The following is a 25466-nucleotide window of genomic DNA, read 5'->3' as shown; positions in this document are numbered from 1 at the left end:
CGTCTGCCGAAGCAGAGTACAATTAACGTTTGGAGAACTGAGGACGACGACGTGCTTTACGCAGACCGACTTTCTTACGTTCAACCTGACGAGCATCACGAGTAACGAAGCCAGCTTTACGCAGTTCGCCACGCAGGGATTCGTCGTACTCCATCAGAGCGCGGGTGATACCGTGACGGATCGCACCAGCCTGACCAGAGATACCACCACCTTTAACAGTGATGTACAGATCCAGTTTCTCAACCATGTCGACCAGTTCCAGCGGCTGACGAACTACCATGCGGGCAGTTTCACGACCGAAGTACTGTTCCAGAGAACGTTGGTTGATTACGATTTTACCACTGCCCGGTTTGATGAAAACGCGAGCTGCGGAACTTTTGCGGCGACCAGTGCCGTAGTATTGATTTTCAGCCATTGCCTATAATCCCGATTAGATGTCAAGAACTTGCGGTTGCTGTGCCGCGTGGTTGTGCTCGTTGCCAGCGTAAACTTTCAGTTTACGGAACATAGCACGACCCAGCGGGCCTTTTGGCAGCATGCCTTTAACCGCGATTTCAAGCACACGCTCAGGACGGCGAGCAATCATCTCTTCAAAGGTCGCTTGTTTGATACCACCGATGTGGCCGGTGTGGTGATAGTACACTTTGTCAGTACGCTTGTTGCCGGTTACAGCAACTTTGTCAGCGTTCAGAACGATGATGTAATCACCGGTATCTACGTGCGGAGTGTATTCCGCTTTGTGCTTACCGCGCAGGCGCAGAGCCAGTTCGGAAGCCAGACGGCCCAGAGTTTTACCGGTCGCGTCAACAACATACCAGTCGCGTTTTACGGTTTCTGGTTTAGCTGTAAAAGTTTTCATTAAAAGCTTACCCAAATAAATAAGTTACACGTTGGTGAACACCCAAACGTTTTGTCAGTTGAGGTTCACACGACATTGTCCAGCAAACCTACCCCTTCGAATAGCCTATGCCGGCGCATAGAAAGTTTTGGGAAAAAAACTCTCTCGTAACGTGGGGTCGCAAGATTATAGAGAAGTCAGGGTCAAAGATCGACCCCTTTATGTGATTTGCGGCAGGTTTAACCGGCTAAATGTTCCCGCTTCAGATACTCTTCGCTTTGCATCTCCTGCAAACGCGACAAACAACGCTGAAATTCAAACTTCAGACGCTCGCCCTGATAAATTTCATAGAGGGGTGATGCCGCACTGACCACCAGCTTGACGTGGCGTTCGTAGAACTCATCCACCAATGCGATAAAGCGTCGCGCTTCACTCTCCATCAGCGGGGTCATGACCGGCACATCAGACAACAGCACCGTGTGAAACAGACGCGACAGCGCAATGTAGTCATGCTGACTCCGGGCATCGACGCAGAGCGTGGTAAACGACACCGCCAGCGTTTGGTTTTCGACGGCCAGCGTCTGCATCGGACGATGATTGATCTCCAGCGTTGGCGCATGTTCACCTTTGGTTCCCGCTAATGCCAGCCAAAGCTTATCCATCTGCTGGCGGGTTTCCTCATTCAATGGCGACAACCACAAATGCGCCTGCGTTAAGGTGCGCAGACGATAATCGACGCCGGCATCGACATTCATGATGTCGCAATGCTGTTTGATGGCATCAATGGCAGGAAGAAAACGCGTGCGTTGCAAACCGTTGCGATACAGCTCATCTGGCGGAATATTGGAGGTCGCCACCAGCGTAATACCGCGGGCAAATAGCGCTTTCATCAGGCCGCCGAGCAGCATGGCGTCGGTGATATCGGAAACAAAAAATTCGTCAAAGCACAGCACGTCCGTTTCGGCCTTAAAGCGGTCGGCGATGATTTCCAGCGGATCGCTCTGCCCCTGTAAAGCAGTAAGCTCTTCATGGACGCGCAGCATAAAACGGTGGAAGTGCAAACGCTGTTTACGTTCGCCCGGCAGGCTATGGTAGAACAGATCCATCAGCCAGGTTTTTCCGCGCCCAACTCCGCCCCACATATATAAACCACGCACCGGCGCGTTGATCGGTGACTCACGCTTGCCCAGCAATTTACCAAAACGCGCCATCAGTCCACTCTCCTGCGGCGCAGGACGTGCTGGCGTTGTAAGCGCCTGGAAAATTGTTTCCAGTCGATTCACGGCTTCGAGTTGTACGTTGTCGGGTTGATGACTGCCGTCGTTGAGGGCTTGCTGGTAACGCGATGTAGGGGAAAAGCTTTGCATGATGTTATTGTTATTCCTTGAGAATCGATGTGCCGTCGCTCACGGTTGACGAAAAAAAGGCCGTTCTACATTACGTGATATAAACACGGGATTCCACTTCTACGGGATTAGCGGTTATAGTGGCATAATCAGGCGCAGGCATGGAGCCTAAAGCCAACACCCTACGGAAACACAAGACAACGGGAGATGTTCATGACCTGGGAATATGCGCTAATTGGGTTAGTCGTCGGTATCATTATTGGTGCTGTAGCCATGCGTTTTGGTAATCGTAAATTACGCCAACAGCAGGCATTGCAGTACGAACTGGAAAAAAATAAAGCTGAGCTGGAAGAGTACCGCGAAGAGCTGGTGAGCCACTTTGCCCGCAGCGCTGAATTGCTGGATAACATGGCGGACGATTATCGTCAGATTTACCAGCACATGGCGAAAAGCTCCAGCAACCTGCTGCCGGGTATGTCGCCGGAAAACAACCCGTTCCGTAACCGTCTGGCAGAGTCTGAAGCAGGCAACGATCAGGCGCCGGTTCAGATGCCACGTGACTATTCTGAAGGGGCATCCGGCCTGCTGCGTAGCGGCGCAAAGCGCGACTAACCGCACATCGTTAAGAAATTTATTGGGCGCAGCAATTGCGCCCTCCGCTTCTCTTCCTGTCCCAGCTATTATTTAGTCGTTAGCCGCATTGTGACCTAACCGAAAATTCAATAACATCAACCTGTTTTGAATCATCTTCCGTTTACTCAAGGTACGAGAGCAGGATCCATGAAAAAACAAACCCAGCTGTTGAGTGCATTAGCGTTAAGTGTCGGGTTAACTCTCTCGGCGCCATTCCCGGCCGCAGCGTCTATCCCCGGCCAGGTTCCCGGTCAGGCTGCGCTTCCCAGCCTCGCTCCGATGCTGGAGAAAGTGTTACCTGCCGTGGTGAGCGTAAGGGTTGAAGGTACCGCCACTCAGGGGCAGAAAGTCCCGGAAGAGTTCAAAAAGTTTTTTGGTGATGAACTTCCCGATCAACCGTCACAACCCTTTGAAGGGCTGGGCTCAGGGGTCATCATTGACGCAGCCAAAGGCTACGTTCTGACCAATAACCACGTTATTAATCAGGCGCAAAAAATCAGCGTTCAGCTTAATGATGGCCGAGAGTTCGACGCTAAGCTTATCGGCAGCGACGATCAGAGCGATATCGCACTGCTACAAATTCAGCACCCCAGCAACCTGACGCAAATTGCCATTGCTGACTCCGATAAACTCCGCGTGGGTGATTTCGCGGTGGCTGTGGGTAACCCGTTCGGTTTGGGTCAAACAGCCACCTCCGGCATTGTATCTGCCTTGGGTCGCAGTGGGTTGAACCTGGAAGGTCTGGAAAACTTTATTCAGACTGACGCCTCTATCAACCGCGGTAACTCCGGCGGCGCATTGCTCAACCTGAACGGTGAGCTGATCGGTATTAACACCGCGATTCTGGCCCCCGGCGGCGGCAGCATCGGGATTGGTTTTGCAATCCCGAGCAACATGGCGCGCACGCTGGCACAGCAGCTGATGCAGTTTGGTGAAATCAAACGCGGTCTGTTGGGTATCAAAGGCACCGAAATGACCTCGGATATCGCCAAAGCGTTCAAACTGGACGTACAGCGTGGCGCGTTTGTCAGTGAGGTTCTGCCTAACTCCGGCTCCGCAAAAGCGGGAGTGAAATCTGGTGACGTCATTACCAGCCTCAACGGTAAACCGCTCAACAGCTTCGCCGAGCTGCGTTCACGCATTGCAACAACTGAACCTGGGACCAAGGTCAAACTGGGCCTGCTGCGTAACGGTAAACCGCTCGAGGTTGAAGTCACCCTCGATACCAGCACATCATCGTCCGCCAGCGCAGAGATGATTGCGCCTGCGTTGCAAGGGGCCACGCTCAGCGACGGTCAGTTAAAAGACGGCACCAAAGGCATCAGAATTGATAACGTAGAAAAAAGCAGCCCTGCAGCACAGGCCGGTCTGCATAAAGATGACGTTATCATTGGCGTTAACCGCGATCGCGTAAACTCAATCGCCGAAATGCGAAAAGTGCTGGAAGCGAAACCGTCGATCATTGCTCTGCAGGTGGTGCGCGGTAACGAGAGTATTTACCTGCTCCTGCGTTAACGCATGCAACCGGACATCAGCCCCTCGTGTGATGTCCGGTAAACTCGTGATATGCTGCTGCCGTTCCCTTTATTAATGACGCCGCCATCATGTTTGTGAAGCTTTTACGTTCGGTCGCGATTGGTTTAATCGTCGGCGCCATCCTGCTGGCCGCGATGCCCTCTCTGCGAAAAATTAATACGCTTACCGCACCGCAGTTCGACAGTGCAGATGAAACGCCCGCTAGCTATAACCCGGCGGTTCGCCGCGCAGCGCCTGCCGTTGTGAACGTTTATAACCGCAGTATGAACAGTACCGCGCACAACCAGCTTGAGATCCGCACGCTCGGCTCAGGCGTTATCATGGATCAGCGCGGCTATATCATTACCAATAAGCACGTCATTAACGATGCCGACCAAATCATCGTCGCATTGCAGGACGGCCGCGTATTTGAAGCGCTGCTTGTGGGGTCTGATACGTTAACCGACCTTGCGGTGCTGAAAATCAACGCCACTGGCGGGCTGCCAACAATCCCAATTAATAACAAACGCGTGCCGCACATTGGTGACGTGGTACTCGCCATCGGTAACCCGTACAACCTTGGGCAAACCATCACTCAGGGGATCATCAGCGCCACCGGTCGAATTGGCCTGAACCCGACAGGACGGCAAAACTTCCTGCAAACAGATGCTTCCATCAACCACGGAAACTCCGGCGGTGCGCTGGTCAACTCACTGGGTGAATTGATGGGGATTAACACCCTGTCATTTGATAAGAGCAACGATGGCGAAACCCCGGAAGGGATCGGCTTTGCCATTCCGTTTCAGTTGGCGACCAAAATCATGGATAAGCTGATTCGTGACGGGCGCGTGATTCGTGGCTACATCGGCATCAGCGGTCGCGAAATTGCACCACTGCACGCTCAGGGCGGCGGGATGGATCAAATTCAGGGGATTGTGGTTAACGAAGTTTCCCCGGATGGTCCGGCAGCACAGGCAGGCATTCAGGTTAACGATCTGATTATCTCGGTCAATAACAAACCGGCGGTGTCTGCGCTGGAAACGATGGACCAGGTGGCAGAGATTCGACCAGGTTCAGTTATCTCCGTTGTCGTGATGCGTGATGACAAACAGTTGACGCTGCAGGTAACGATCCAGGAATACCCAGCCACCAATTAACGTCACGTCTGGCGGCCTACTGACCATAAAAAAACCGGAGCATGTTGGCTCCGGTTTTTATTAGGCGATATCGTAGAGAGTTAGTACGTAATGCCTGATGGCGCTACGCTTATCAGGCCTACAAATACACGCAGGCCTCTCTCGCGTTACTTAACGAACTCTTCGCCCAGAGTAATATCTTTTTTCAGCGTATCCAGCATGCCTTCCAGCGAGCTTTGTTCAAACGCGCTCAGCTTGCCGATAGACTGACGCTCTTCTACGCCGTTTTTACCCAGCAGCAGCGGCTGAGAGAAGAAACGAGCATACTGGCCGTCGCCTTCAACGTAAGCACATTCAACCACACCTTTTTCGCCGCTCAATGCGCGAACCAGGGACAGGCCGAAACGTGCAGCAGCCTGACCCATAGACAGGGTTGCAGAACCACCACCGGCTTTGGCTTCCACAACTTCAGTACCCGCATTCTGGATACGTTTAGTCAGGTCAGCTGCTTCTTGTTCGGTGAAGCTTACGCCAGGAATTTGTGACAGCAGTGGCAGGATGGTCACGCCAGAATGGCCGCCAATAACCGGAACTTCAACGTCGCCTGGTTGTTTGCCTTTCAGTTCCGCAACAAAGGTGTTGGAGCGGATGATGTCCAGCGTGGTCACGCCAAACAGTTTGTTCTTATCGTATACGCCTGCTTTTTTCAGCACTTCTGCAGCGATAGCAACGGTAGTATTCACCGGGTTGGTGATGATACCGATACACGCTTTCGGGCAGGTTTTAGCAACTTGCTGCACCAGGTTCTTCACGATTCCGGCGTTGACGTTGAACAGGTCGGAACGATCCATACCCGGTTTACGTGCGACACCCGCAGAGATCAGTACCACATCAGCACCTTCCAGTGCAGGGGTAGCATCTTCGCCGCTGAAGCCTTTGATTTTCACAGCAGTAGGGATATGGCTCAAATCAACGGCCACACCAGGTGTTACTGGAGCGATGTCGTACAGGGAGAGTTCTGAACCTGAAGGCAGTTGGGTTTTTAACAGTAATGCTAGCGCCTGACCGATACCACCAGCAGCGCCGAGGACTGCAACTTTCATCCTAAACTCCTTATTATATTGATAAGCAAAATGTCTATTGCTCCGCGGCGGCGACCTTAATTCACAAATCCAATGAATACAACAACCACGCGTCAAGAATGCGTAGTCACGCAAATTTGGCTTTTATGCATTTAACTTACGTAAAATAAAACCTAAGTTACGTAATTCAAAACCACCCACACAGTAGAGCAACTTTCCAACAGGTGCTGACAATATACCCTACCCGCCTCTCAAAACAACATCAATTTGATAACATTTAATTTACTTTTAACCTTATTTGCGAGCCGTGACACAGGCATGTTTCTTGATAACGAAATTTGATAAAATTCCGCTCTTTCATAACATTATTTCAGCCTTGAACAAGGCAGGCTGTTTGCATAAAAATTCATCTGTATGCACAATAATGTTGTTTCTACCGCCATATTACGGGTGACTTATGCGAAGCTCGGCAAAACAAGAAGAATTAGTAAAGGCGTTTAAAGCGCTACTTAAAGAAGAAAAGTTCAGCTCTCAAGGCGAAATCGTCCTCGCGTTGCAGGATCAGGGCTTTGATAATATCAATCAGTCCAAGGTTTCACGCATGCTGACCAAATTTGGCGCCGTGCGTACCCGCAATGCGAAAATGGAAATGGTGTACTGCCTTCCGGCTGAGCTGGGCGTACCCACGACCTCCAGCCCGCTGAAAAATCTGGTGTTGGATATCGACTATAACGATGCGGTCGTGGTTATTCATACCAGCCCTGGCGCTGCTCAGTTGATTGCACGTCTGCTGGACTCATTGGGGAAAGCGGAAGGTATCCTGGGTACGATTGCCGGTGACGATACCATCTTCACCACCCCAGCTAAGGGTTTTACGGTAAAAGATCTGTACGAAGCCATTCTGGAACTGTTCGAACAAGAACTGTAATACCGCCTCCCCGTCGCCTCGCGGCGGGGGAAAACACTCTCTTTTCATCCCCCTCCTTCTCTTTTCCACTGCTATTGATTTAACAAATGGTGCGTTTAACCATCAAAACACATTCACATGGTGAATATGCAGCCTTAAAAACGCACATTTTGCAAAATAAAGCATCTACATGATTTAATTAAATTTATTTTGTATAAGCTGTTTGAAATGCTCTTTTTAATTCCATTGAGTTATAAAAAATCATTTTCTTAACACTCAAAACCCAGCGAAACAATTAGCGTGGTATTAATTTATTGGGTGATTAGTGTATACTTGATTTTGTGATGAGGGTCACGAAACACAGACCCCCAATAAAAGAATTCGACGAGGTAAATATCATGAAAATCAAAACTACTATTGCAACCTTAAGCCTTCTTTCTGTTCTCTCCTTCGGTGCAAGCGCCGCGGTTACTCAGGTGAACTCACAAGAAGCACAGAATCTGCAATCCATCGGTAGCGTCTCCGTCTCTCAGATCGGTAGTTCACCAATGGACATGCGTCAGGCCATCGCCGCTAAAGCTGAAAAAGCAGGCGCCAGCAGCTATCGCGTCACCGAACTCCGTGAAGGTGCTCACTGGCACGCTACTGCAGAACTCTACAAATAAACCCTCGTCGTCTAAGTCCGACGACTTGCCCCCGCCTGCCGGGGGCTTTTTTATGTCTTACATTGAGTGACGAACGTTAAAACGCAACTGCCCTTCCAGCTCTTCTTCCGCTTCATCGAACAGTAAAATCAACGCGCCGTATCGCCTGCGCAGCTTGTCCGGTAAATGGACAAATTCAATCTCCAGCGGCAGCGGCAAGACTTCCCCGATCACCACCTCCCACAGAGAATCCAAATCAACAACCTTTTCCCGGGCCAGACCGAATGTGCGCGTGAACTCGCGGTAGAAATCGACCTGATCTTCTATCTCGTCAAAATCAAATGTATAGATATTCATCTATAGCCACCATCCCGACGCCAGCTACTCTACAGACCGCCAATATCCAGGGGTCTCTCGCATTTTCAGGTAAGTATAGCCATAAAAAAACCGACGCTTTTAGCGTCGGTTTACAACTCTTAATTACTGACCAGCGCATGCTGGTATTTGTGCAGCATCCCACTGAGTCGTTTTACCGGCTCGGTCACCTGCGGCGGTGCTTGCCAGATAATTAATTTCTCCTGGTAGACCTCAAGCTCCTCCAGTAACTGGCTAAAGTAGCGTCGGCGCTTGTCGTCATTTCCTGCTGAAATTACGTGATCGGCAGTACGACGAAGCTGGCGATGGAATGCGGATAGATCCTCGTTTACCGGTACCGGTGCATCACGCAGGCGCTGGTGCGCGATGATCATCGTCAGCGCCAGGCGAAACTTCGCCAGATCGCCGGGAAACTTGTTCATCAGTAAAAACAGCTGCTGATAAAGTGCCGGAAGATGATTTTCTTTACGACGGACTACATTGGTGGTCATTGCTGAAACCGCCGCCGAAACAAACTGGTTGAGCAATACGCGGCCTGTTCTGTCACGAGAGTTATCACGCACCAGCAGAATGACGATAAACGCCAACACGCAGCCAACAATCTGCCCCAGCGCACTATCAAGGAACTGGCTAAAGTGGAAGGTCATCGGGTTATCCAGCACAATGATATTAATGGTGCTGGCCAGCGCCCCCATCGATCCCAGGCGTCGTTTCTGTACCTCAATCCCCAGAAAGAATCCCAGCACCGCCAGGCTCAGGCACAGTAACAGCATACTTTGTTGCGTATTAGGGATAATCACCAGGAAATAGAGCGCTCCGAGCGGTAACGCTGCCAACGTCCCATAGATAAAGTCTATCGCCACCATGCGAGGATTTGGCAAACGCATTGCCAACGAGGTGACGACCGCAATCATCACCATTGCACCGCTGCCGGAGGTCCATCCGGTCCATAGCCAGAATAAGGTCCCCAGCACACAAGAAAGCGTGGTACGCCAGAAGTTAACCATCGCATGATGACGCTCGGCAGACTCCACTTTCACCACCGGTTCACCTTGCAGGATCTCTTCTTCCGTAGCGCTAATCTTGGTATTACTCACCACACCACGTTTGAGCAGCAGGTAGCGCGTCGCCGCACCTGCCCAGCTATAAATCGTTACCGGTGTTTCACGTTCGCCAGTCCAGACAATAACCCGACGCATCCGCTTCAACTGTTTATGGACATCCTGCACCGTTTCAACCGGCGTATCGAACAACTCGCGGAAGGTGTCGGTGATAAGTTCCGGGCGGGTATTTTGAATAAGGTAAGTTTCACAGGACTGAGTAATGAGCGTGAGCGACAGCGTGTTCAATGCCTTAAGCCTGCGGTTAGCACGCCCCCAGCGTGAAGACTCCATATTCAGGTTACTGCGCATACCTTCCAGCGCTGCCGTACGACGGACTAAATCGCCCCAGGCTTTATCCACAACCTCGCTGTCGCCGTGCTTAATGCACAACTGCATCAGTTGATATTGCGCCACCAGCAGGCTGTCCAGCTCAACATCAATCTCTTGTTTTATCGAACGGGGAGAGAAAAGTAGATCGGCCACAATGGCACAGACAATCCCCATCACAATTTCACTGCAACGTTCGAGCGCAAATTGCGGCGTCAGCAGCGGTTCGGCCTGAATGGTAATGACGATGATCAGCGCCGTATAGCCCGAAAGCCCCCAGGCATAGGAGTTCTCGATCTTCACCAGTGACGAGATCCAGGTACAAAATCCGGCCCAGATACAGCACACCAGGATCATCAATAACGGAGCGCGGATCATACTGATGATAATGATCAGTCCGGCAATACAACCGATAAATGTCCCGACAATACGCAGCATGCCGCGATAGCGAATAGCCCCTGAATAGGGTTCCCCACCGGCAGCAAAGGCCGGGCCTGCCGCCACAATGGCTGCAGTCAGCACCGCCCAACGCGGAGTCTCAAGTTGGAAGTGAAAACCAACGAACAGCGCTAGTACAATCGCGCACGCCAGTTTTACCGCAAAGCGGATATGCTGATTGGCAATGGAGAAAATACCCATCGCGATTAACCAAACTCGCGCAGGCGGTGCGCCATTTTACGGAAGAAGGACTCCTGGCTTGCATCACGGTCCTGCTTACCGGTAATGACAACGGTAGCCGTTGTCCCGGCAGGCCACAGAGTTCCCTGCTGCTCATCAAGGCGGATTCGTACCGGTACACGCTGCGCCAGGCGCACCCATTCCAGATTTGAATCAATGGTCGCCATACCTTTTGCATCCTGCGTACTGCTGGCATTTGTTACCCCCGCCGCCACGCTATCAACGGTGCCTTTTAAGACATTATTACTGCCCAACGGGGTGATCTCAGCGCGATAACCAGGGCGAACGCCTTCTAGTTTGGTTTCTTCCATATAAGCCAGCACATAGAAAGAATGCTGTTTGACCAGTGCCACCGCTGTGGAACCACGCGTAATAAATTCGCCGCTATAAACGTTCAGGTTAGTGACCCAACCGTCTGCTGGTGCGCGAATGACGGTACGTTCCAGATCTAATTTTGCCAGGTCGCGGGTCGCTTGTGCTTTCGCAAGCTGGTGTAATACGGTTTGCAGGACGTTGTTTGACTGGTCAATCTCTTCACGAGACATGGCCTGCACGCCAAGGCGGTTACGACGGCCAGCCTCCTGGCGTTTTTCCTGGGCCAGAACCTGATAATAAGAAACATCAGCTTCGGCCTGCTCAAGGGCTTTCTTATAGCGTGGCTGATCGATGGTGAACAGAATCTGATCCTTTTTCACCAGTTGGTTATCATGGACGTTAACGTTGGAAATAAGACCCGCAACATCCGGCGCAATAGCGACAACTTCCGCGCTGAAACGCGCATCACGTGTCCATGGCGACTCGGTGTAATACACCCATGCGCGAAAAATAGCGATGAAGGCCAGAATGACCAGTACGAGAGTCGTGGCCGTACGGGAGAGTTTTTTTGTTAGTGTTTTCACTTCAACCTCAAACGAACAGGCGCGTTATTAAATAGAACAGGCAGCAATACAGCGCGGTGTTAAACAGAGCCGGATGCCAGACAAAATCATAGATGCCGGTTGGAACCAGCATCCGGCGCACCAGCCAGAAAATCGCCAGTGACAAAAGTAATTCGAAAAAAATCGGTGGGAAGGACAAACCAAACACCACGATAACGGGAAACAGACTCATGTTGACCTTGGTAACTTAAGAGAGTGCAGGTGATAGATTTTCTAGCGTATGTCACCGCAGAGAAGGGCAAGGATGAGCCAGGCGAGAGCGACATAGCTGTTATTTGAATAATAATATATTAACGTAACTGTTATGCTGTTATCTATATTATGTGATCTAAATCACTTTTAAGCCAGAGTGAACAATGGAACGATTAAAACGTATGTCGGTGTTCGCCAAAGTCGTCGAACTGGGCTCCTTCACCGCCGCCGCAAGACAGCTACAAATGAGCGTTTCATCGATAAGCCAGACGGTCTCCAAACTGGAAGATGAGCTACAGGTTAAGCTGCTAAACCGCAGTACACGCAGCATTGGGCTGACCGAAGCCGGTAAAATTTACTACCAGGGCTGCCGGAGAATGCTGCACGAAGCGCAGGATGTTCACGAGCAGCTTTATGCCTTTAACAACACGCCCATCGGCACACTGCGCATTGGTTGTTCTTCAACCATGGCACAAAATGTCCTCGCCGGATTGACCGCGACCATGCTGAAGGAATACCCCGGTCTGACGGTAAATCTGGTAACAGGCATCCCGGCACCGGATTTAATCGCCGATGGTCTGGACGTGGTTATCCGCGTCGGTGCGTTGCAGGACTCCAGTCTGTTCTCGCGTCGCCTGGGTGCCATGCCGATGGTAGTCTGCGCGGCTAAAAGCTATCTCGCACAGTTTGGTGCCCCGGAGAAACCCGCCGATCTCAGCAACCACTCGTGGCTGGAATACAGCGTGCGCCCGGATAATGAATTCGAGCTTATCGCTCCGGAAGGAATTTCCACCCGTCTGATACCAGAGGGGCGTTTTGTGACTAACGATCCGATGACATTGGTGCGCTGGCTGGCTGCGGGTGCGGGCATTGCCTATGTGCCGCTGATGTGGGTGATCAATGAGATCAATCGTGGCGAAGTGGAGATCCTGCTCCCCCGCTACCAGTCGGATCCGCGTCCGGTCTATGCGCTGTATACCGAAAAAGACAAACTGCCGCTCAAGGTCCAGGTGGTGATTAACTATCTGACGGAGTATTTTGTTGATGTAGCGCAGCTTTTTCAGGGGATGTACGGCCGGGGAAAAGAGAAATAAAAAGAGTATTGGCCGGATAAGGCGTTGACGCCGCGTCCGGAAAGATGCCCGATAGCGCTGGTGCTTATCGGGCATACATCATGATGTTATGCAGTACCACCCACCGTCAGGTTATCCACCTTCAGCGTCGGCTGGCCCACGCCCACCGGCAGGCTCTGCCCTTCTTTACCGCACACACCAACCCCGTTATCCAGCTTCAGGTCGTTACCTACCATTGAAATTTGCTGCATCGCTTCGATACCAGACCCAATCAGCGTCGCGCCTTTCACCGGTTTGGTTACTTTACCGTTTTCAATCAGATACGCTTCAGACGTCGAGAACACGAATTTCCCGGAGGTGATATCCACCTGGCCGCCGCCGAAGTTAGGCGCATAAATGCCGTATTCAACGGATTCGATGATTTCCTGCGGCGTGGATTTCCCCGGCAGCATGTAGGTGTTGGTCATGCGTGGCATCGGCAGGTGCGCGTAAGATTCACGGCGACCGTTACCCGTTGGCGCGACGCCCATCAGGCGCGCGTTCAGTTTGTCCTGCATGTAGCCTTTCAGAATACCGTTTTCGATCAGCACGTTGTACTGACCCGGTGTGCCTTCATCATCAATAGCCACAGAGCCACGACGGTCCGCCATTGTGCCATCATCCACAACGGTACACAGTTCCGACGCCACCAGCTCACCCATGTGACCGCTGAATACCGAGGTACCACGGCGGTTAAAGTCACCTTCCAGACCATGACCGACCGCTTCATGCAGCAGAACGCCAGGCCAGCCAGCGCCGAGTACTACCGGCAGCGTACCAGCAGGCGCTGCTACCGCGGACAAATTAACTAACGCCATGCGTACGGCTTCTTTCGCCCAAGCGTCAGCACGGACTTCACCATCAAGGCCGCCAAGGAAATAGTCATAGCCAAAACGACCGCCACCACCGCTGGCACCGCGCTCGCGCTTACCGTCCTCTTCGACCTGTACGCTTACGGACAGGCGTACCAGCGGACGAACGTCAGCGGCCAACGTACCGTCGGTCGCGGCTACCAGGATCAGTTCATAAACACCGGTCAGGCTGGCGGTTACTTCCTGGACGCGTTTGTCGGCGGCACGGGCCACGCTATCAACGCGACGCAGAATATCCAGTTTCTCTTCGCGGCTCATGCTCTGTAATGGATCAACCGAAGTGTAAAGCGCCTGATGCTCAACCGCTCCCAGCGTTTTTACTTTGCCGTCACCGCTGTCACGCACGATAGTACGGGCAGCATGAGCACTTTGCTCCAACGCCAGCAGGCTGATCTGGTCTGCATAGGCAAACCCTGTTTTTTCGCCGCTGATGGCGCGCACGCCAACACCCTGATCGATATTGTAAGAGCCGTCTTTAATGATGCGGTCTTCTAAAACCCAGGATTCGTGATAGCTCGACTGAAAGTAGAGATCGCCGTAGTCAAGACGGCGTTCGGCCAGTTGGCCCAGAATGGCGAACAGATCCTGATGTTTCAGGCCATTCACCGCTAGCAATTGTTCACTTACCAGGTTCAGACTCATCGTTTTGGTACTCATTAGTTTCTGTTGTAGGCCTGATAAAACGCGCCAGCGTCGCCATCAGGCACTTCAATGCCGGATGGCGGCGTGAACGCCTTTTCCGGCCTACGGACTGCGGTAGAAGATCACTGTACTGAGATTGGGGCAATTACTCGCCCCCGTCAAATCATTGCTGGCTTTCTTTGCGCGGCTGACGCAGAACTTCGTTAATCTGCGGTTTATCGACCGGACCGGTGATGCGATAGCGCAGAATCGAAACTTTGCTCCATAATGGCCCCAGAACCTTACTGGCAGCAAATACCGCCGCGCCGACAATCGGGTTGACAGCAAACGCAGCGGCAACCCCTACGGTGGCAGAAATTTCAGGCGCGACAATGGCTTCCATATCCAGCTCCCGACGGACCAGGTTCACTGAGCCTTTCATCGCAATGTCTGCCTCCAGACCATCCACCAGCGTGTCGTCGGTATGCATCACACCATCTTTGATCCACGCCGTGCTGCGAATCGAGTCGAAATAGAAACCTTCACTGAAGGTATCGCTAAAATCAAAACGCAGTTTACGTAGCAACGCATCAAAGCTCAGCAGTCGCAACAGTTGCCCCGCATGCCCGGTACTGAGTTCGGTAAGCTCACCTTTGCCCAACCGGGTACGCAAAATCCCATTCAGCGATGCTTCGTCCGGATCCCACGGCGGGTTACGCCAGTGCAGGTCATACTCCACGTTGAACGAAGAATTACGAATCGGGGTCGATACGCCAAAGAAACTGGCAGCGGAGTCAATTTTACTGCCGCTCAGTTTACCCTTCAGTGACGTTCGCTCTTTGCCCGGCGCATTCACCCACACGCCATCGGTGGTCAGTCTGGCAAAGCCCGTATCCAACAGACCGTTGCTCAACGTTAGCGTGTCGCCTTTAATTGCTACATCGGCATCAATGCGCCCATATTTCTGTCCCCACATCCAGCACTCGGCACAGCGTAACTGAAGGTCCGGCCAGCCGCGGAAGCTGAAGTTGTCCACGGCGGAAAACGGCGAGGCTGATGTGTTGCCCGGTGACGCTTTCGCCGCGCTAGGGTTGTAATAAAGATACTTAATATTGGCCAGCCATGGTGCATTATTGCGCATCGCCAGCGTGGCGTTAATTTCACGACCCTGCGCCTGTACGATGGAGCCATTGCTCGCAGGCTCAGACACAATACTCAAATTATTCCACTGCTGACCGCCCAGGGATAACGATGGCGTACGCACGGTGATGCGTTGTGGGAAGTTGGCATTAGTGCCAACGTTATCCGCTGCGCCTTTTTGGAACAACGCCAGCCATTGCGCGCCATCCATAGGGGGAAGATTAAGCTCAATGCCTTGCTGATCGGGTAACGCGGGCACAGTACGGCTTTCCGACGTCCAGATAGCGCGGTCAAGCGTCAGTTTCTGATTCAGCAACCAGCGGCTGTTAAAGTGGTTCTTACTGCCAGCATTACCGGTCAGTTCAAAGCTGCGCAGATTGCCGTTAGCCTTAACGTTTACCGGCAACGCTTCACCGGGCGCCTTATTCAGCGGAGCCGGTAAGTGACTACTTACATTCTTCAGGTCACCCTTAAGCTCAATGTCGTAGGTCGGCCCGGCATGATACGGAAGATCGATACCCACTTTGCCATTCCACGCCATGCTGCCACTTAACGCATCGTTGAGCTGCGCCGGTAAAATCCCCATGCGGGTTGGCTGCCAGTCGCCTTGCAGATTCACGGCTACCTGATAGGCTTTCGCCCCTTCGGTGGTGGAGAAGTCGACGTTCAGCGGCTGATTAAACCAGTTCGCCGTCATCGGCTCGCTCTTCAGATCGCCGTTGATAAAGCTGAATTTACCATTCAAATTCTTCAGCGAGCTGTCGAGTGGTTTAATAAACAGACTGTTATTACGCAGGTTGACGTCGCCTTTGGCGGTAACCAGCGAGCCGTCTAGCGGAATATCAAGATGTAAGCGAGCATTCACATCGCCGTCAATTTGCAACTGTTCCAGCGTGGCACCGAGAGAATCCTTCAACGGAGTCTCATCAAAATAAGGTCCAACCGCCTTGCCTGGCCCGTTGATATCGGCATCAATCAGCAGCTTTTCTTTTGCATAGTCGGGAATATTGGCCGTCAGGTTACTGGCCTTCACACCGCCTAAATTGACACTATCCGTCTTCATCCACAGGCCATCGTTAATGAAGTTTAGTTCGATATTAAGATCGGTTAGCGCAGGCCAGTCGGGCTGGAAAGCAAATTTCGCATTGCGTAGCGGCACCAGGACCTGAAACTGCCCTTCATTGTGCAGATACGGGAACAGACTCGGGTTACCGCCATACACCAGCGTGGCGTTATCCGCCTCGCCGCCTTGAATAGCGCCGCTGAGGTAGTCAACCAGATCCTTACCCATCAGGTTTTCCGGGAAATAACGCCAGGCCTGGGAGCCATCGTCGGTACTGATACCGGCCAGAATGCCCAACCATGGCTCATCATCAGCCGGTTGCAGATAGCGAAAACCACCGCGCGCATGTACCGCTTTCGCTTTAACATCAATGTTGCGCCCGTCTAACTGGAAGCCTTTATCATTCTTCAGCCAGCTTAGCGTCGCCACGCCGTTCTCTATTTCCAGCGGCGCACGGAAGACGGTTTCATACGGCATTTTTGCTTGTTTCATGGAGGCGGTGAGCGCCCCATTTTCAACGCTGCCCGCAAGCGTACCGGAGAAATGTTCTGCCCCCGGCAGCAGCTTCCACTGTTTCCAGGCCAAATCGGTCCACGAGGACAGGAAGCGGGTTTTTTCTGTCGCCTGTAACGGGATATCCAGCGCAAGCACATCTATTTTGCCGCTGGGTTGCGTGGCCCGCCAGATATCACCCAGCGCAGGCGATAGCCTGGACGCCATCGGACGCAGTCCTTCTAACCCAGCCAGTTCCAGATTACTGGCGCGAATGCGTAGCTCATCACTGCGTTTGTTATTCTCGCCACCGACTTCCTGCTCAGGGATCCAGGCCAGCGTTAATGCCCCGCTCGGCCAGGGCTTATCATCCATGGTGATACGCGTATCGGGAATAGAGAATTGCCAGCCCGGCTCTTCACGGCTGATGTGCGCCGTCAGATTATCGACGGAGAGCGTGTGCGTACGATTTTCACCCAGCCAACTAGCTCCGCCTTTTTTCAGCCAGACATCGCCACCAGAAACGACGCCTTTGCTGATCGTCATCCATGCTTCCAGGCTAAAACGCGCGGTTTGTAGCGCGACATTATCCTGCATCCATTTGCCCAGCCATGGTTTGACGTCAATGTCGTCTGCCTGCAGCCAGACCCGACCGTTATTCAACAGCCCTTCGTCATCACGCAGATCCATACGCACCTGCATAATGCCGTGCTGTCCGGTCAGGCTGGAGAGACTGACCTGCCCCTCGGCGCGATGCCGATTTTTACCATTCAACCAGGTAAGCTGGGGGATCGCCAGTTCAGCACGTTGACCTGAGAGGGTTATAAAGCTGATATGGCTGTCGCGTAGATCGAAATGATCAAACTGACGCAGGAAGAGATCGCTGAGATGGCCGGTTTCAATCCCATCTCCGCCTTCGCTGCGCTGGATAGGCGTATTGGTGCGCAACTGCAGTTGCCAGAAGGTGAGATCGCGAAACTGCCAGCGCATGTGCAGCAAACTTTGCCAGACATCCAGCGCCAGCGTGACGCGTTTTACCGAAAATTCTCCCCCATCTTTCAGCTGCGCATGGATATTGCGCGCTTCAAGCGTAGGACCGAAATTTTGCCAGTTGGCAGAAAGCTGGCTAGCGGAAACAGGCAGACCTGTGGCGGATTCAATCTTGCCAAGAATGGCCGGACGCCAGCTATCAAGATGAGGTAACGCAAGGCGCAGTCCACTGACCAGCAGCGCTGCGATGACAACGAATGCGGCTCCAGTGAGCAGTAAAATCCCCGGCAATCGCCTCACGCGCCTCTCCTTGTCTACCAAAAAATATGACTCACACCCCTTGAGTGAATATTGCCGGATAACGGCGCTTGCGCCTTATCCGGCCTACATGCGCGGGTGCCACTACACGATTTACATCATGACGACGTCGAACTGCTCCTGGTTATACAGCGGTTCGATTTGTACTTTGACCTGTTTGCCGACAAAGATCTCAACTTCCGCCAGCGCATGTGACTCTTCACCTTTCAGGGTTTCAGCCACTGCCGGAGAGGCATAAACCAGGAAACGGTCAGAGTCATATGCATGGTGTACGCGCACGATTTCGCGCATGATTTCATAGCATACGGTTTCCACCGTTTTCACCGTACCACGCCCATGGCAGGTCGGACACTCGTTGCACAGTACATGTTCCACGCTTTCACGTGTGCGTTTGCGCGTCATCTCCACCAGGCCCAGCTGTGAAAAACCGTTAATGCTGGTTTTTACGCGATCCTTGCTCAGAGCCTGCTCCAGGGAGTGCAGCACCCGGCGACGGTGATCTTCATTATTCATGTCGATAAAATCGATAATGATAATACCGCCGAGGTTACGCAGACGCAGCTGACGAGCAATGGCCTGCGTTGCTTCAATATTAGTATTAAAGATAGTGTCGTCGAGATTACGATGCCCAACAAACGCGCCGGTGTTGATATCCACGGTGGTCATCGCTTCGGTTTGATCGATGATCAGATAGCCGCCGGACTTCAGCTCAACTTTGCGTTCCAGCGCGCGCTGGATTTCATTCTCAACGTCAAAGAGATCAAAAATAGGCTGGCGCCCGCTGTAATGTTCCAGCTTGCTGGTCATCTCGGGGATATATTCCGCCGTAAATTCCAGTAACGCCTCATAGGTCAGACGGGAGTCGACGCGGATGCGGTCAAGCTGCGCATCGGCAAAGTCACGCAACACGCGCTGTGCCAGGGCCAATTCACCGTACATCTGGTAGCGCGTTTGCGGGCGCTTTTTACGCTCCATGACTTTCGTCCAGACGCGCTTCAGGTAGGCAGCATCCGAGGCCAGATCCTCTTCACATACGCCTTCTGCCGCCGTGCGAATGATGAAGCCACCCTGCTCATCGCAGTAATCCGCCACCACTTTTTTCAGGCGTTCGCGTTCGGTTTCGCTTTCGATACGTTGGGATACGCCAACGTGCGAAGCCCCCGGCATAAAGACGAGATAACGGGAAGGAAGCGTGATGTCCGTCGTCAGGCGTGCGCCTTTAGTTCCCAACGGATCTTTTACCACCTGCACCATCAGATCCTGCCCCTGGCGCACCAGTTCAGAGATGTCGCGTACGGTGAACTGTTTTTGTTCTTCACCCGCCACGCATTCGGTGTGCGGCATGATGTCAGAAGCGTGAAGAAATGCGGCTTTATCCAGTCCAATATCTACAAAAGCCGCCTGCATACCCGGAAGTACACGACTTACACGACCTTTGTAGATATTGCCTACGATTCCGCGTCGCGCCTCACGTTCAATATGAATTTCCTGCAGAATACCACCATCAATGTAAGCCACCCGAGTTTCCGATGGCGTTACGTTTACCAACAATTCAGCCGTCATGTTTATCCCTTTTCTCACGCAGTGCGTTAAAATTGGTCAGCAACTCATACGTTTCTACCAGCGGTAAGCCGACTACGGCGTGATAGCTGCCATTTATCTTCCTGACAAAACAGCCACCCAACCCTTGAATACCGTATGCACCTGCTTTATCCATTGGTTCACCGCTGGCAACATAGCCCGCGATGTCCTCATCGGTTAGTGCTCTGAACGTCACTTCCGTCACAACCAGGCAGTCCAGACTGTGCTGGCGATCGGCCAGTGCCACGGCCGTCATAACTTGATGCGTTTTGCCCGACAGTTTGCGCAGCATTGCTGCGGCATGGTCGGCGTCGTGAGGTTTTTCCAGCACTTCGCCATTAAGGATAACGATGGTATCCGCACCCAATACCGGCAAATCGCGCAGGGCCAGCGCTACGCCAGTCTGCGCTTTTTCGCGCGCCAGACGGGAAACGTACTGCTGCGCGCTTTCCTGCGGGTGCCGCTGTTCTTCAATCCCAGGGACCAGTCGTTCAAACGTAACACCAAGCTGAGCGAGCAACTCCTGACGACGTGGAGAACCTGAAGCAAGATACAGAGTATTCATATCAACCTTATTGCACCGCAAACTGCTGACGGACTTTACGCATCAGTAAGAATAGCCATGGCCAAAGCACACCATTCACTACACTACTCCAGAACACTTCAGGTCTGAAAGAGACGTTGATCACTAAAAACTCGGCCCAGAAAACAATAATATCCACGACCAGTGATAACAACATGACCACCAGCGCCTGTTGCCAGAGCGCGAGGTTTCGGAATAGCTGGAATTTCAACGCGACCAGATAAGCAATGATACTCATCGACAATGCGCGCACGCCAAGCGTGGAGCCGCTGATGAGATCCAGTATGGCACCCACCACAAATCCCGTGCCCACATTTACGCGATGCGGCAGTGCCAGGATCCAATACAACAAGATGAGCAGCACCCAGTTTGGCCGGAAAACCAGAATGTCATCCGGCCAGGGCATGACTTGCAGCAACAGTGCAATAAGGAACGAGAGCCAAATCACCCAACGTCCCTGGCTACGATAGCTTGCCACTTACTGTCCTCCCGGCTTACGCGGAGCAGGTTGTGGCGGCGTGGTATCTGCGGGCGCTGGAGCCACGCCTGTTGCAGGTGCAGGCATTGGCGCAGGCGGTCCCATGGTATCTGGTGCAGGCAGAACTTGCGGCATCATCTGCATCAGACGTTCATTAGCAACGCGGTGCACTTCTTCCGGCGTCATCGGGTTTGCGCCATTACGATCGGCACCCCACAACAGCAGCAGATAGCGCAGACGCTGCAGACCCGCAGTCGGGCGAGCCTGAATCACGGTATAAGCACGCTGAGTGTCCAGCTTAACGGAAGAAACAACAGCAACCGGATAACCTTCAGGGAAACGTCCACCCAGACCCGAGGTGACCAGCACATCGCCAACGCGAATGTCGGTGTTAGCCGGCAGGTGTTCGAGCTGAAGATCGTCGGTGCAACCGTTACCCGCAGCGATCACGCGGATATCGTTACGCAGTACCTGAATGGGCAGCGCATGCGTCGCATCGCAAATCAGCAGCACGCGGCTGGTCAATTTAGCCACCGCCACGACCTGACCTACTACGCCTTTGTCGCTAATAACCGGCTGGCCTTCGTAGACGCCGTTAACGCTCCCTTTGTCGATCACAACCTGATCGCTGTAAGGGTCATTAACCGTTGAGATGACCTGCGTCACCATCTTTTGTTCGTCCTGACGCAATGGCGATCCCAGCAGCTCACGCAAACGCGCGTTCTCCTGTTTGTATTGCCCCAGCATCAGCAGTTCGCTGTTTTTCAGCAGCAGTTCCTGACGCAACGCCCGGTTTTCAAGTTCGAGTTGGTCACGCGAAGCCAGCGTTTGCGACACGCCGTCGAGTAATTCACGAGGACCATTTGAGATAAAGTAGAAAGGACTGACGGCGGTATCCATGTACGTTCGGATTTGACTAAACGTACCCAGGCGGCTGTCGGCAATAATAACGCCGAGCGCCACCAGCACCGCCAGAATAAGGCGAATCTGTAGCGACGGGCCACGGCTAAAAATTGGCTTCATAGTCTATGCGTATTCTCGTATCAGAGCGGAAGGGCAACCCGCGGGGGCTACCCAACCTGCATCCGATTACTCTTCGCTGAACAGGTCGCCGCCGTGCATGTCGATCATTTCCAGCGCCTTGCCGCCGCCGCGCGCCACGCAGGTCAGCGGATCTTCAGCAACAACAACTGGAATACCGGTTTCTTCCATTAACAGACGGTCAAGGTTACGCAGCAGCGCACCGCCACCGGTCAGCACCATACCGCGTTCGGAGATGTCAGATGCCAGTTCCGGCGGGCACTGTTCCAGTGCAACCATTACTGCGCTCACGATACCGGTCAGTGGTTCCTGCAGGGCTTCCAGAATCTCGTTAGAGTTCAGGGTAAAGCCGCGCGGAACGCCTTCAGCCAGGTTACGGCCGCGAACTTCGATTTCGCGCACTTCGTCGCCCGGATAAGCGGAACCGATCTCGTGTTTAATACGTTCTGCGGTCGCTTCACCGATCAGAGAACCGTAGTTACGACGAACATAATTAATGATGGCTTCATCGAAGCGGTCGCCGCCAATACGGACAGAAGAGGAGTAAACCACGCCGTTCAGAGAGATAACGGCAACTTCAGTGGTACCACCACCGATATCCACAACCATTGAACCGGTTGCTTCAGAAACTGGCAGACCCGCACCGATCGCGGCCGCCATCGGCTCTTCGATCAGGAAGACTTCACGAGCACCTGCGCCCTGAGCGGATTCACGGATCGCACGGCGTTCAACCTGAGTTGCTCCAACCGGTACACACACCAGTACGCGCGGGCTTGGGCGCATGAAGCTATTGCTGTGCACTTGCTTGATAAAGTGCTGGAGCATTTTTTCAGTCACGAAGAAGTCAGCGATAACGCCGTCTTTCATTGGGCGAATTGCAGCGATATTGCCCGGCGTACGACCCAGCATCTGCTTCGCATCATGACCTACTGCAGCCACGCTTTTCGGCGAACCGGCACGATCCTGACGAATGGCCACAACAGAAGGCTCATTCAATACGATGCCTTGTCCTTTTACATAAATAAGGGTATTCGCGGTACCCAGGTCAATGGACAGGTCATTGGAAAACATGCCACGAAATTTTTTCAACATACTAAGGGATAATCCTGAAAGCTGGGGCGGAAAACAAAATCCGCTTACTTTACCAACCACACGCAGCAGCGACAAGGCGCAAAAATCATCTGCTACGGTGAAAATTAGTGCAGTTCGTTTCCTTTGTTACAAAACCGGCCTGAGTCCATCAGGGCTGAATAAATCAGCAGCACTCCTCGCTTTTGTTTGCAACCTGTCAAAGGTCATTCACCTGCATGTTTGCTGTTACAACCTGGCGAGCAGGCAAGCACACCCCCAGAAGGCACAGCGCGCGTTATTCTACGTGAAAACAAATTAAACGGCAGGTTAAACCGAGTATCTTTGCGAATATTTTTTCACGTTAGTGTCAAGTGGTTGTGATGCGGCAAAAAAATCCCCTTGCCCACCCGCAACTCCGCGTTCTGTCAGCGTATGCCACTCACTACGCGAACGTACGCCCGTGGCGTAAACCTGCGTGGGTGTTCCCGAACAGGCCTCCACCAGGCTTTGAACCAGAAGCTGATTTTCCGTTCGCTTATCAATGTTCCTCACCAGACTTGGATGTAGCTTCAATAACTCAACGTTAAGCTCTTTGATCCAACTGGTGCTCACCAGTGTTAACCCCGCCTGCGTAACGGCAATACGCACGCCCAGCGCATTCATCAATCTGATGACGGGCTGTAACCGGCTGATATGTTGACAGACATCTGCCTCAGCAAGTTCAATAATTATGCGTTTGCGTAATGATTTTTCGCACTGCATCAGCGTATCACGCAGCCAGCGCTGAAAACGTGGACGAATAAGCGATTCAACCGTTGTCTGCATCGCCAGATTTTCCTGCGGCCAGTAGCCCAAAAGCAGGATCAGACGGCTTATCTGCAAACGGTCATATTCTTCTGCCAGACCAAATTGCAGGACCATCGGCATATATTCCGCCGAAATGACCTCTTCGTTGCCATCAAAAATACGGCACATCAACTCCCGATGGTGCACCCGGCCTTCACGCGTTACTGCAGGCTTTTGATAAATTCTCGGCCCGCCCCGGCTGAGCATCTGTTCGATCAGCGTTCGCCAGCGTACGTTGCCCCGACCTTTTTCCGGCAGCGAGTCATCATAGACCGACCAGCTATTTCCTCCCTGCAATACCGAATTCCGGGTGGCGGCTTCAGCATGATCCATCACTTGCTCCGGCGACTGACCGCTGCGGCAAACGCAAATGCCAATATGAACCATATCGGCACGATCGATCATTTTATTAGCCGGAAGTGCATCTACCGCTTTTAATAATTGCCCGGCGATACTTTCCGCCTCTTTCAGCGTACGGTGCGGCAGCAGGATAGCAAAATCGCTACGGTGGTAGCGCGCCAGCAACGCGCCCGGATAGCGCGTCATAAAAGTCGACAACAAATTGATCAGCGTCGAGATTTGTTCTTCCGCGAGGGTGATTCCCCAGCTATCACGCAGCAGCGTAAAGTCCGGCAGGCGCACCATCATCACAACGCCATGCGAGCCTACTTTTTCCTGATCTTCCAGCAGCGTGGCCAGTTGGTTATCAAAGAACAAGCGGTTGCTTAGCCCGGTTTTTGTATCCTGCGCGACATAGGAACGAATCAGCGTATCCAGGCGGCTGCGTTGCTCGCGGGCATTTTGAATTTCAGTCAGCAGCATATCGAGCGCACTACTGGTACGCGCAGGCCATTCATAGACCGTTCCCCGCACGTTCGGTCCACGTTCGCCGTTCAGAATACGTGTGGAACGAATCTCCAGCAGCTCCTGACCCGAAAGCTGACGCTGAAGCCAGCGCACAGACAAAAAGAGCATCAGAATAATGAAAGCAATGGCTATCGTGAGCGGCGCGGTGGTCAGTAGCGAATGGAAATAGTTACCCATCGGATCCTGATAAACCAGACGCAATGACATACCCGGATGCTTGACCAACGGTACGGTAATCTCGCGGTAGAGATTGTTTGTCCCTGCCGGTCGGTAGCTGCTGGTGCGTGAGTGGTCATACACCACGTTTCCGCCCTGCAACAGTTCGATGCGCACGATATCAACAGAAACCATCAGTTCATCGATTTGCGGGGTTAACGCAACGACATCTCTGGAGACCAGATGCGTATCAATCGCCGTCGCGACCGCATGAACGCGCGTGGTGAACTTATATTGAATAGCGTTGTAGAAACTCAGCGAACAGCCGATCAGAGTCACGAAGATCGTTAACCCAGTAAGCAGCGTGACAAAAGCTGAAAATTTCGTCGTTAATCGCATCCTTGTGTTAACTCCGACAGTTATGAAACAGGCCTGAAAGTGATAAATCGACTCTAAAATGCAAAACTGACCGCAAAATCCGCCAATTTATACAAACTGTGAGGGCATACTACCAAATCAGG

Annotated in this window: 22 protein-coding genes; 6 read left to right on the top strand and 16 right to left on the bottom strand. The window is 52.6% G+C overall.

All coding sequences use genetic code 11. The annotated features are described in order from the left end of the window. Positions 1–22: 22 nt before the first annotated feature. The 3 genes from rpsI to zapE form a co-directional block, all read right to left on the bottom strand. On the bottom strand, positions 23–415 hold the full coding sequence (gene rpsI, locus OGX83_RS03910) for a 30S ribosomal protein S9 (protein WP_003025138.1): 393 nt from the start codon (positions 413–415) through the stop codon (positions 23–25). Between the two features lie 15 nt (positions 416–430). Next, a complete protein-coding gene (rplM, locus tag OGX83_RS03905) occupies positions 431–859 on the bottom strand; it encodes a 50S ribosomal protein L13 (protein ID WP_003025141.1) in 429 nt (142 codons plus the stop codon). Between the two features lie 218 nt (positions 860–1077). Continuing rightward, positions 1078–2205, bottom strand: a complete 1128-nt coding sequence (gene zapE / locus OGX83_RS03900) for a cell division protein ZapE (protein WP_032945144.1) — start codon at positions 2203–2205, stop codon at positions 1078–1080. Between the two features lie 192 nt (positions 2206–2397). On the opposite strand from zapE, the gene zapG reads away from it, so the two are divergent. From zapG to degS, 3 genes are all read left to right on the top strand, one after another. Continuing rightward, positions 2398–2796 (top strand): Z-ring associated protein ZapG, encoded by a 399-nt coding sequence (zapG, locus tag OGX83_RS03895; protein WP_003025147.1) that lies wholly within the window; start codon positions 2398–2400, stop codon positions 2794–2796. 168 nt (positions 2797–2964) lie between these two features. Continuing rightward, positions 2965–4332 (top strand): serine endoprotease DegQ, encoded by a 1368-nt coding sequence (degQ, locus tag OGX83_RS03890; protein WP_008785951.1) that lies wholly within the window; start codon positions 2965–2967, stop codon positions 4330–4332. 89 nt (positions 4333–4421) lie between these two features. Beyond that, entirely contained in the window at positions 4422–5489 is a 1068-nt protein-coding gene (degS, locus tag OGX83_RS03885; protein WP_008785952.1) for an outer membrane-stress sensor serine endopeptidase DegS, read from the top strand. 146 nt (positions 5490–5635) lie between these two features. Here degS and mdh read toward each other — a convergent pair whose 3' ends face one another. After that, positions 5636–6571, bottom strand: a complete 936-nt coding sequence (gene mdh / locus OGX83_RS03880; protein WP_008785953.1) for a malate dehydrogenase — start codon at positions 6569–6571, stop codon at positions 5636–5638. Positions 6572–7007: 436 nt separating this feature from the next. Between mdh and argR the strand changes: the two genes are divergently transcribed. After that, entirely contained in the window at positions 7008–7478 is a 471-nt protein-coding gene (argR, locus tag OGX83_RS03875; RefSeq protein ID WP_003025162.1) for a transcriptional regulator ArgR, read from the top strand. A 377-nt stretch (positions 7479–7855) separates the two neighbouring features. Next, a complete protein-coding gene (gene yhcN, locus OGX83_RS03870; protein WP_003828812.1) occupies positions 7856–8122 on the top strand; it encodes a peroxide/acid stress response protein YhcN in 267 nt (88 codons plus the stop codon). A 57-nt stretch (positions 8123–8179) separates the two neighbouring features. On the opposite strand, the gene OGX83_RS03865 is transcribed toward yhcN, so the two are convergent. The 4 genes from OGX83_RS03865 to aaeX all read right to left on the bottom strand — a co-directional run bounded on the left by OGX83_RS03865 (position 8180) and on the right by aaeX (position 11694). After that, the gene (locus OGX83_RS03865) at positions 8180–8458 is read right to left on the bottom strand and encodes a barstar family protein (RefSeq protein WP_286587404.1); all 279 of its coding nucleotides are present in this window, start codon (positions 8456–8458) and stop codon (positions 8180–8182) included. Positions 8459–8577: 119 nt separating this feature from the next. Continuing rightward, positions 8578–10545 (bottom strand): p-hydroxybenzoic acid efflux pump subunit AaeB, encoded by a 1968-nt coding sequence (gene aaeB / locus OGX83_RS03860; protein ID WP_071444711.1) that lies wholly within the window; start codon positions 10543–10545, stop codon positions 8578–8580. A gap of 5 nt (positions 10546–10550) precedes the next feature. Further along, a complete protein-coding gene (gene aaeA / locus OGX83_RS03855; protein ID WP_003828814.1) occupies positions 10551–11483 on the bottom strand; it encodes a p-hydroxybenzoic acid efflux pump subunit AaeA in 933 nt (310 codons plus the stop codon). Positions 11484–11490: 7 nt separating this feature from the next. Then, a complete protein-coding gene (gene aaeX, locus OGX83_RS03850) occupies positions 11491–11694 on the bottom strand; it encodes a p-hydroxybenzoic acid efflux pump operon protein AaeX (protein WP_003828816.1) in 204 nt (67 codons plus the stop codon). Between the two features lie 184 nt (positions 11695–11878). On the opposite strand from aaeX, the gene aaeR reads away from it, so the two are divergent. Next, on the top strand, positions 11879–12808 hold the full coding sequence (aaeR, locus tag OGX83_RS03845; protein ID WP_008785957.1) for an HTH-type transcriptional activator AaeR: 930 nt from the start codon (positions 11879–11881) through the stop codon (positions 12806–12808). A gap of 86 nt (positions 12809–12894) precedes the next feature. Here aaeR and tldD read toward each other — a convergent pair whose 3' ends face one another. From tldD to csrD, 8 genes are all read right to left on the bottom strand, one after another. Next, a complete protein-coding gene (gene tldD / locus OGX83_RS03840; RefSeq protein WP_286587437.1) occupies positions 12895–14340 on the bottom strand; it encodes a metalloprotease TldD in 1446 nt (481 codons plus the stop codon). A 163-nt stretch (positions 14341–14503) separates the two neighbouring features. Then, on the bottom strand, positions 14504–18304 hold the full coding sequence (gene yhdP / locus OGX83_RS03835) for an AsmA2 domain-containing protein YhdP (protein WP_286587402.1): 3801 nt from the start codon (positions 18302–18304) through the stop codon (positions 14504–14506). Positions 18305–18415: 111 nt separating this feature from the next. Then, positions 18416–19885, bottom strand: a complete 1470-nt coding sequence (gene rng / locus OGX83_RS03830) for a ribonuclease G (protein ID WP_003025190.1) — start codon at positions 19883–19885, stop codon at positions 18416–18418. Beyond that, positions 19875–20468, bottom strand: a complete 594-nt coding sequence (locus OGX83_RS03825) for a Maf family protein (protein ID WP_153686708.1) — start codon at positions 20466–20468, stop codon at positions 19875–19877. The genes rng and OGX83_RS03825 overlap by 11 nt, the downstream gene beginning before the upstream one ends. Positions 20469–20475: 7 nt before the next feature. Further along, positions 20476–20964 carry a rod shape-determining protein MreD gene (gene mreD / locus OGX83_RS03820; RefSeq protein WP_003025196.1) on the bottom strand — a complete coding sequence of 163 codons (489 nt, stop codon included), beginning with the start codon at positions 20962–20964 and terminating at the stop codon, positions 20476–20478. Beyond that, on the bottom strand, positions 20965–21987 hold the full coding sequence (mreC, locus tag OGX83_RS03815; RefSeq protein WP_003828827.1) for a rod shape-determining protein MreC: 1023 nt from the start codon (positions 21985–21987) through the stop codon (positions 20965–20967). A gap of 66 nt (positions 21988–22053) precedes the next feature. Next, the gene (gene mreB, locus OGX83_RS03810) at positions 22054–23097 is read right to left on the bottom strand and encodes a rod shape-determining protein MreB (protein WP_000913396.1); all 1044 of its coding nucleotides are present in this window, start codon (positions 23095–23097) and stop codon (positions 22054–22056) included. A gap of 306 nt (positions 23098–23403) precedes the next feature. Beyond that, on the bottom strand, positions 23404–25344 hold the full coding sequence (gene csrD / locus OGX83_RS03805) for an RNase E specificity factor CsrD (RefSeq protein ID WP_048236872.1): 1941 nt from the start codon (positions 25342–25344) through the stop codon (positions 23404–23406). Positions 25345–25466 lie beyond the last annotated feature (122 nt).

Origin of the sequence: Citrobacter sp. Cpo074 (genome assembly GCF_030332745.1) — a bacterium.
Lineage (GTDB): Bacteria > Pseudomonadota > Gammaproteobacteria > Enterobacterales > Enterobacteriaceae > Citrobacter > Citrobacter portucalensis.
This window is presented reverse-complemented; position numbering and strand designations above follow the sequence as displayed.

Excerpts from the sequence above, each read along its gene's own strand:
- rpsI (WP_003025138.1), bottom strand. The coding sequence starts at position 415 with ATGGCTGAAAATCAATACTACGGCACTGGTCGCCGCAAAAGTTCCGCA.
- rplM (WP_003025141.1), bottom strand. The coding sequence starts at position 859 with ATGAAAACTTTTACAGCTAAACCAGAAACCGTAAAACGCGACTGGTAT.
- zapE (WP_032945144.1), bottom strand. The coding sequence starts at position 2,205 with ATGCAAAGCTTTTCCCCTACATCGCGTTACCAGCAAGCCCTCAACGAC.
- zapG (WP_003025147.1), top strand. The coding sequence starts at position 2,398 with ATGACCTGGGAATATGCGCTAATTGGGTTAGTCGTCGGTATCATTATT.
- degQ (WP_008785951.1), top strand. The coding sequence starts at position 2,965 with ATGAAAAAACAAACCCAGCTGTTGAGTGCATTAGCGTTAAGTGTCGGG.
- degS (WP_008785952.1), top strand. The coding sequence starts at position 4,422 with ATGTTTGTGAAGCTTTTACGTTCGGTCGCGATTGGTTTAATCGTCGGC.
- mdh (WP_008785953.1), bottom strand. The coding sequence starts at position 6,571 with ATGAAAGTTGCAGTCCTCGGCGCTGCTGGTGGTATCGGTCAGGCGCTA.
- argR (WP_003025162.1), top strand. The coding sequence starts at position 7,008 with ATGCGAAGCTCGGCAAAACAAGAAGAATTAGTAAAGGCGTTTAAAGCG.
- yhcN (WP_003828812.1), top strand. The coding sequence starts at position 7,856 with ATGAAAATCAAAACTACTATTGCAACCTTAAGCCTTCTTTCTGTTCTC.
- OGX83_RS03865 (WP_286587404.1), bottom strand. The coding sequence starts at position 8,458 with ATGAATATCTATACATTTGATTTTGACGAGATAGAAGATCAGGTCGAT.
- aaeB (WP_071444711.1), bottom strand. The coding sequence starts at position 10,545 with ATGGGTATTTTCTCCATTGCCAATCAGCATATCCGCTTTGCGGTAAAA.
- aaeX (WP_003828816.1), bottom strand. The coding sequence starts at position 11,694 with ATGAGTCTGTTTCCCGTTATCGTGGTGTTTGGTTTGTCCTTCCCACCG.
- aaeR (WP_008785957.1), top strand. The coding sequence starts at position 11,879 with ATGGAACGATTAAAACGTATGTCGGTGTTCGCCAAAGTCGTCGAACTG.
- tldD (WP_286587437.1), bottom strand. The coding sequence starts at position 14,340 with ATGAGTCTGAACCTGGTAAGTGAACAATTGCTAGCGGTGAATGGCCTG.
- rng (WP_003025190.1), bottom strand. The coding sequence starts at position 19,885 with ATGACGGCTGAATTGTTGGTAAACGTAACGCCATCGGAAACTCGGGTG.
- OGX83_RS03825 (WP_153686708.1), bottom strand. The coding sequence starts at position 20,468 with ATGAATACTCTGTATCTTGCTTCAGGTTCTCCACGTCGTCAGGAGTTG.
- mreC (WP_003828827.1), bottom strand. The coding sequence starts at position 21,987 with ATGAAGCCAATTTTTAGCCGTGGCCCGTCGCTACAGATTCGCCTTATT.
- mreB (WP_000913396.1), bottom strand. The coding sequence starts at position 23,097 with ATGTTGAAAAAATTTCGTGGCATGTTTTCCAATGACCTGTCCATTGAC.
- csrD (WP_048236872.1), bottom strand. The coding sequence starts at position 25,344 with ATGCGATTAACGACGAAATTTTCAGCTTTTGTCACGCTGCTTACTGGG.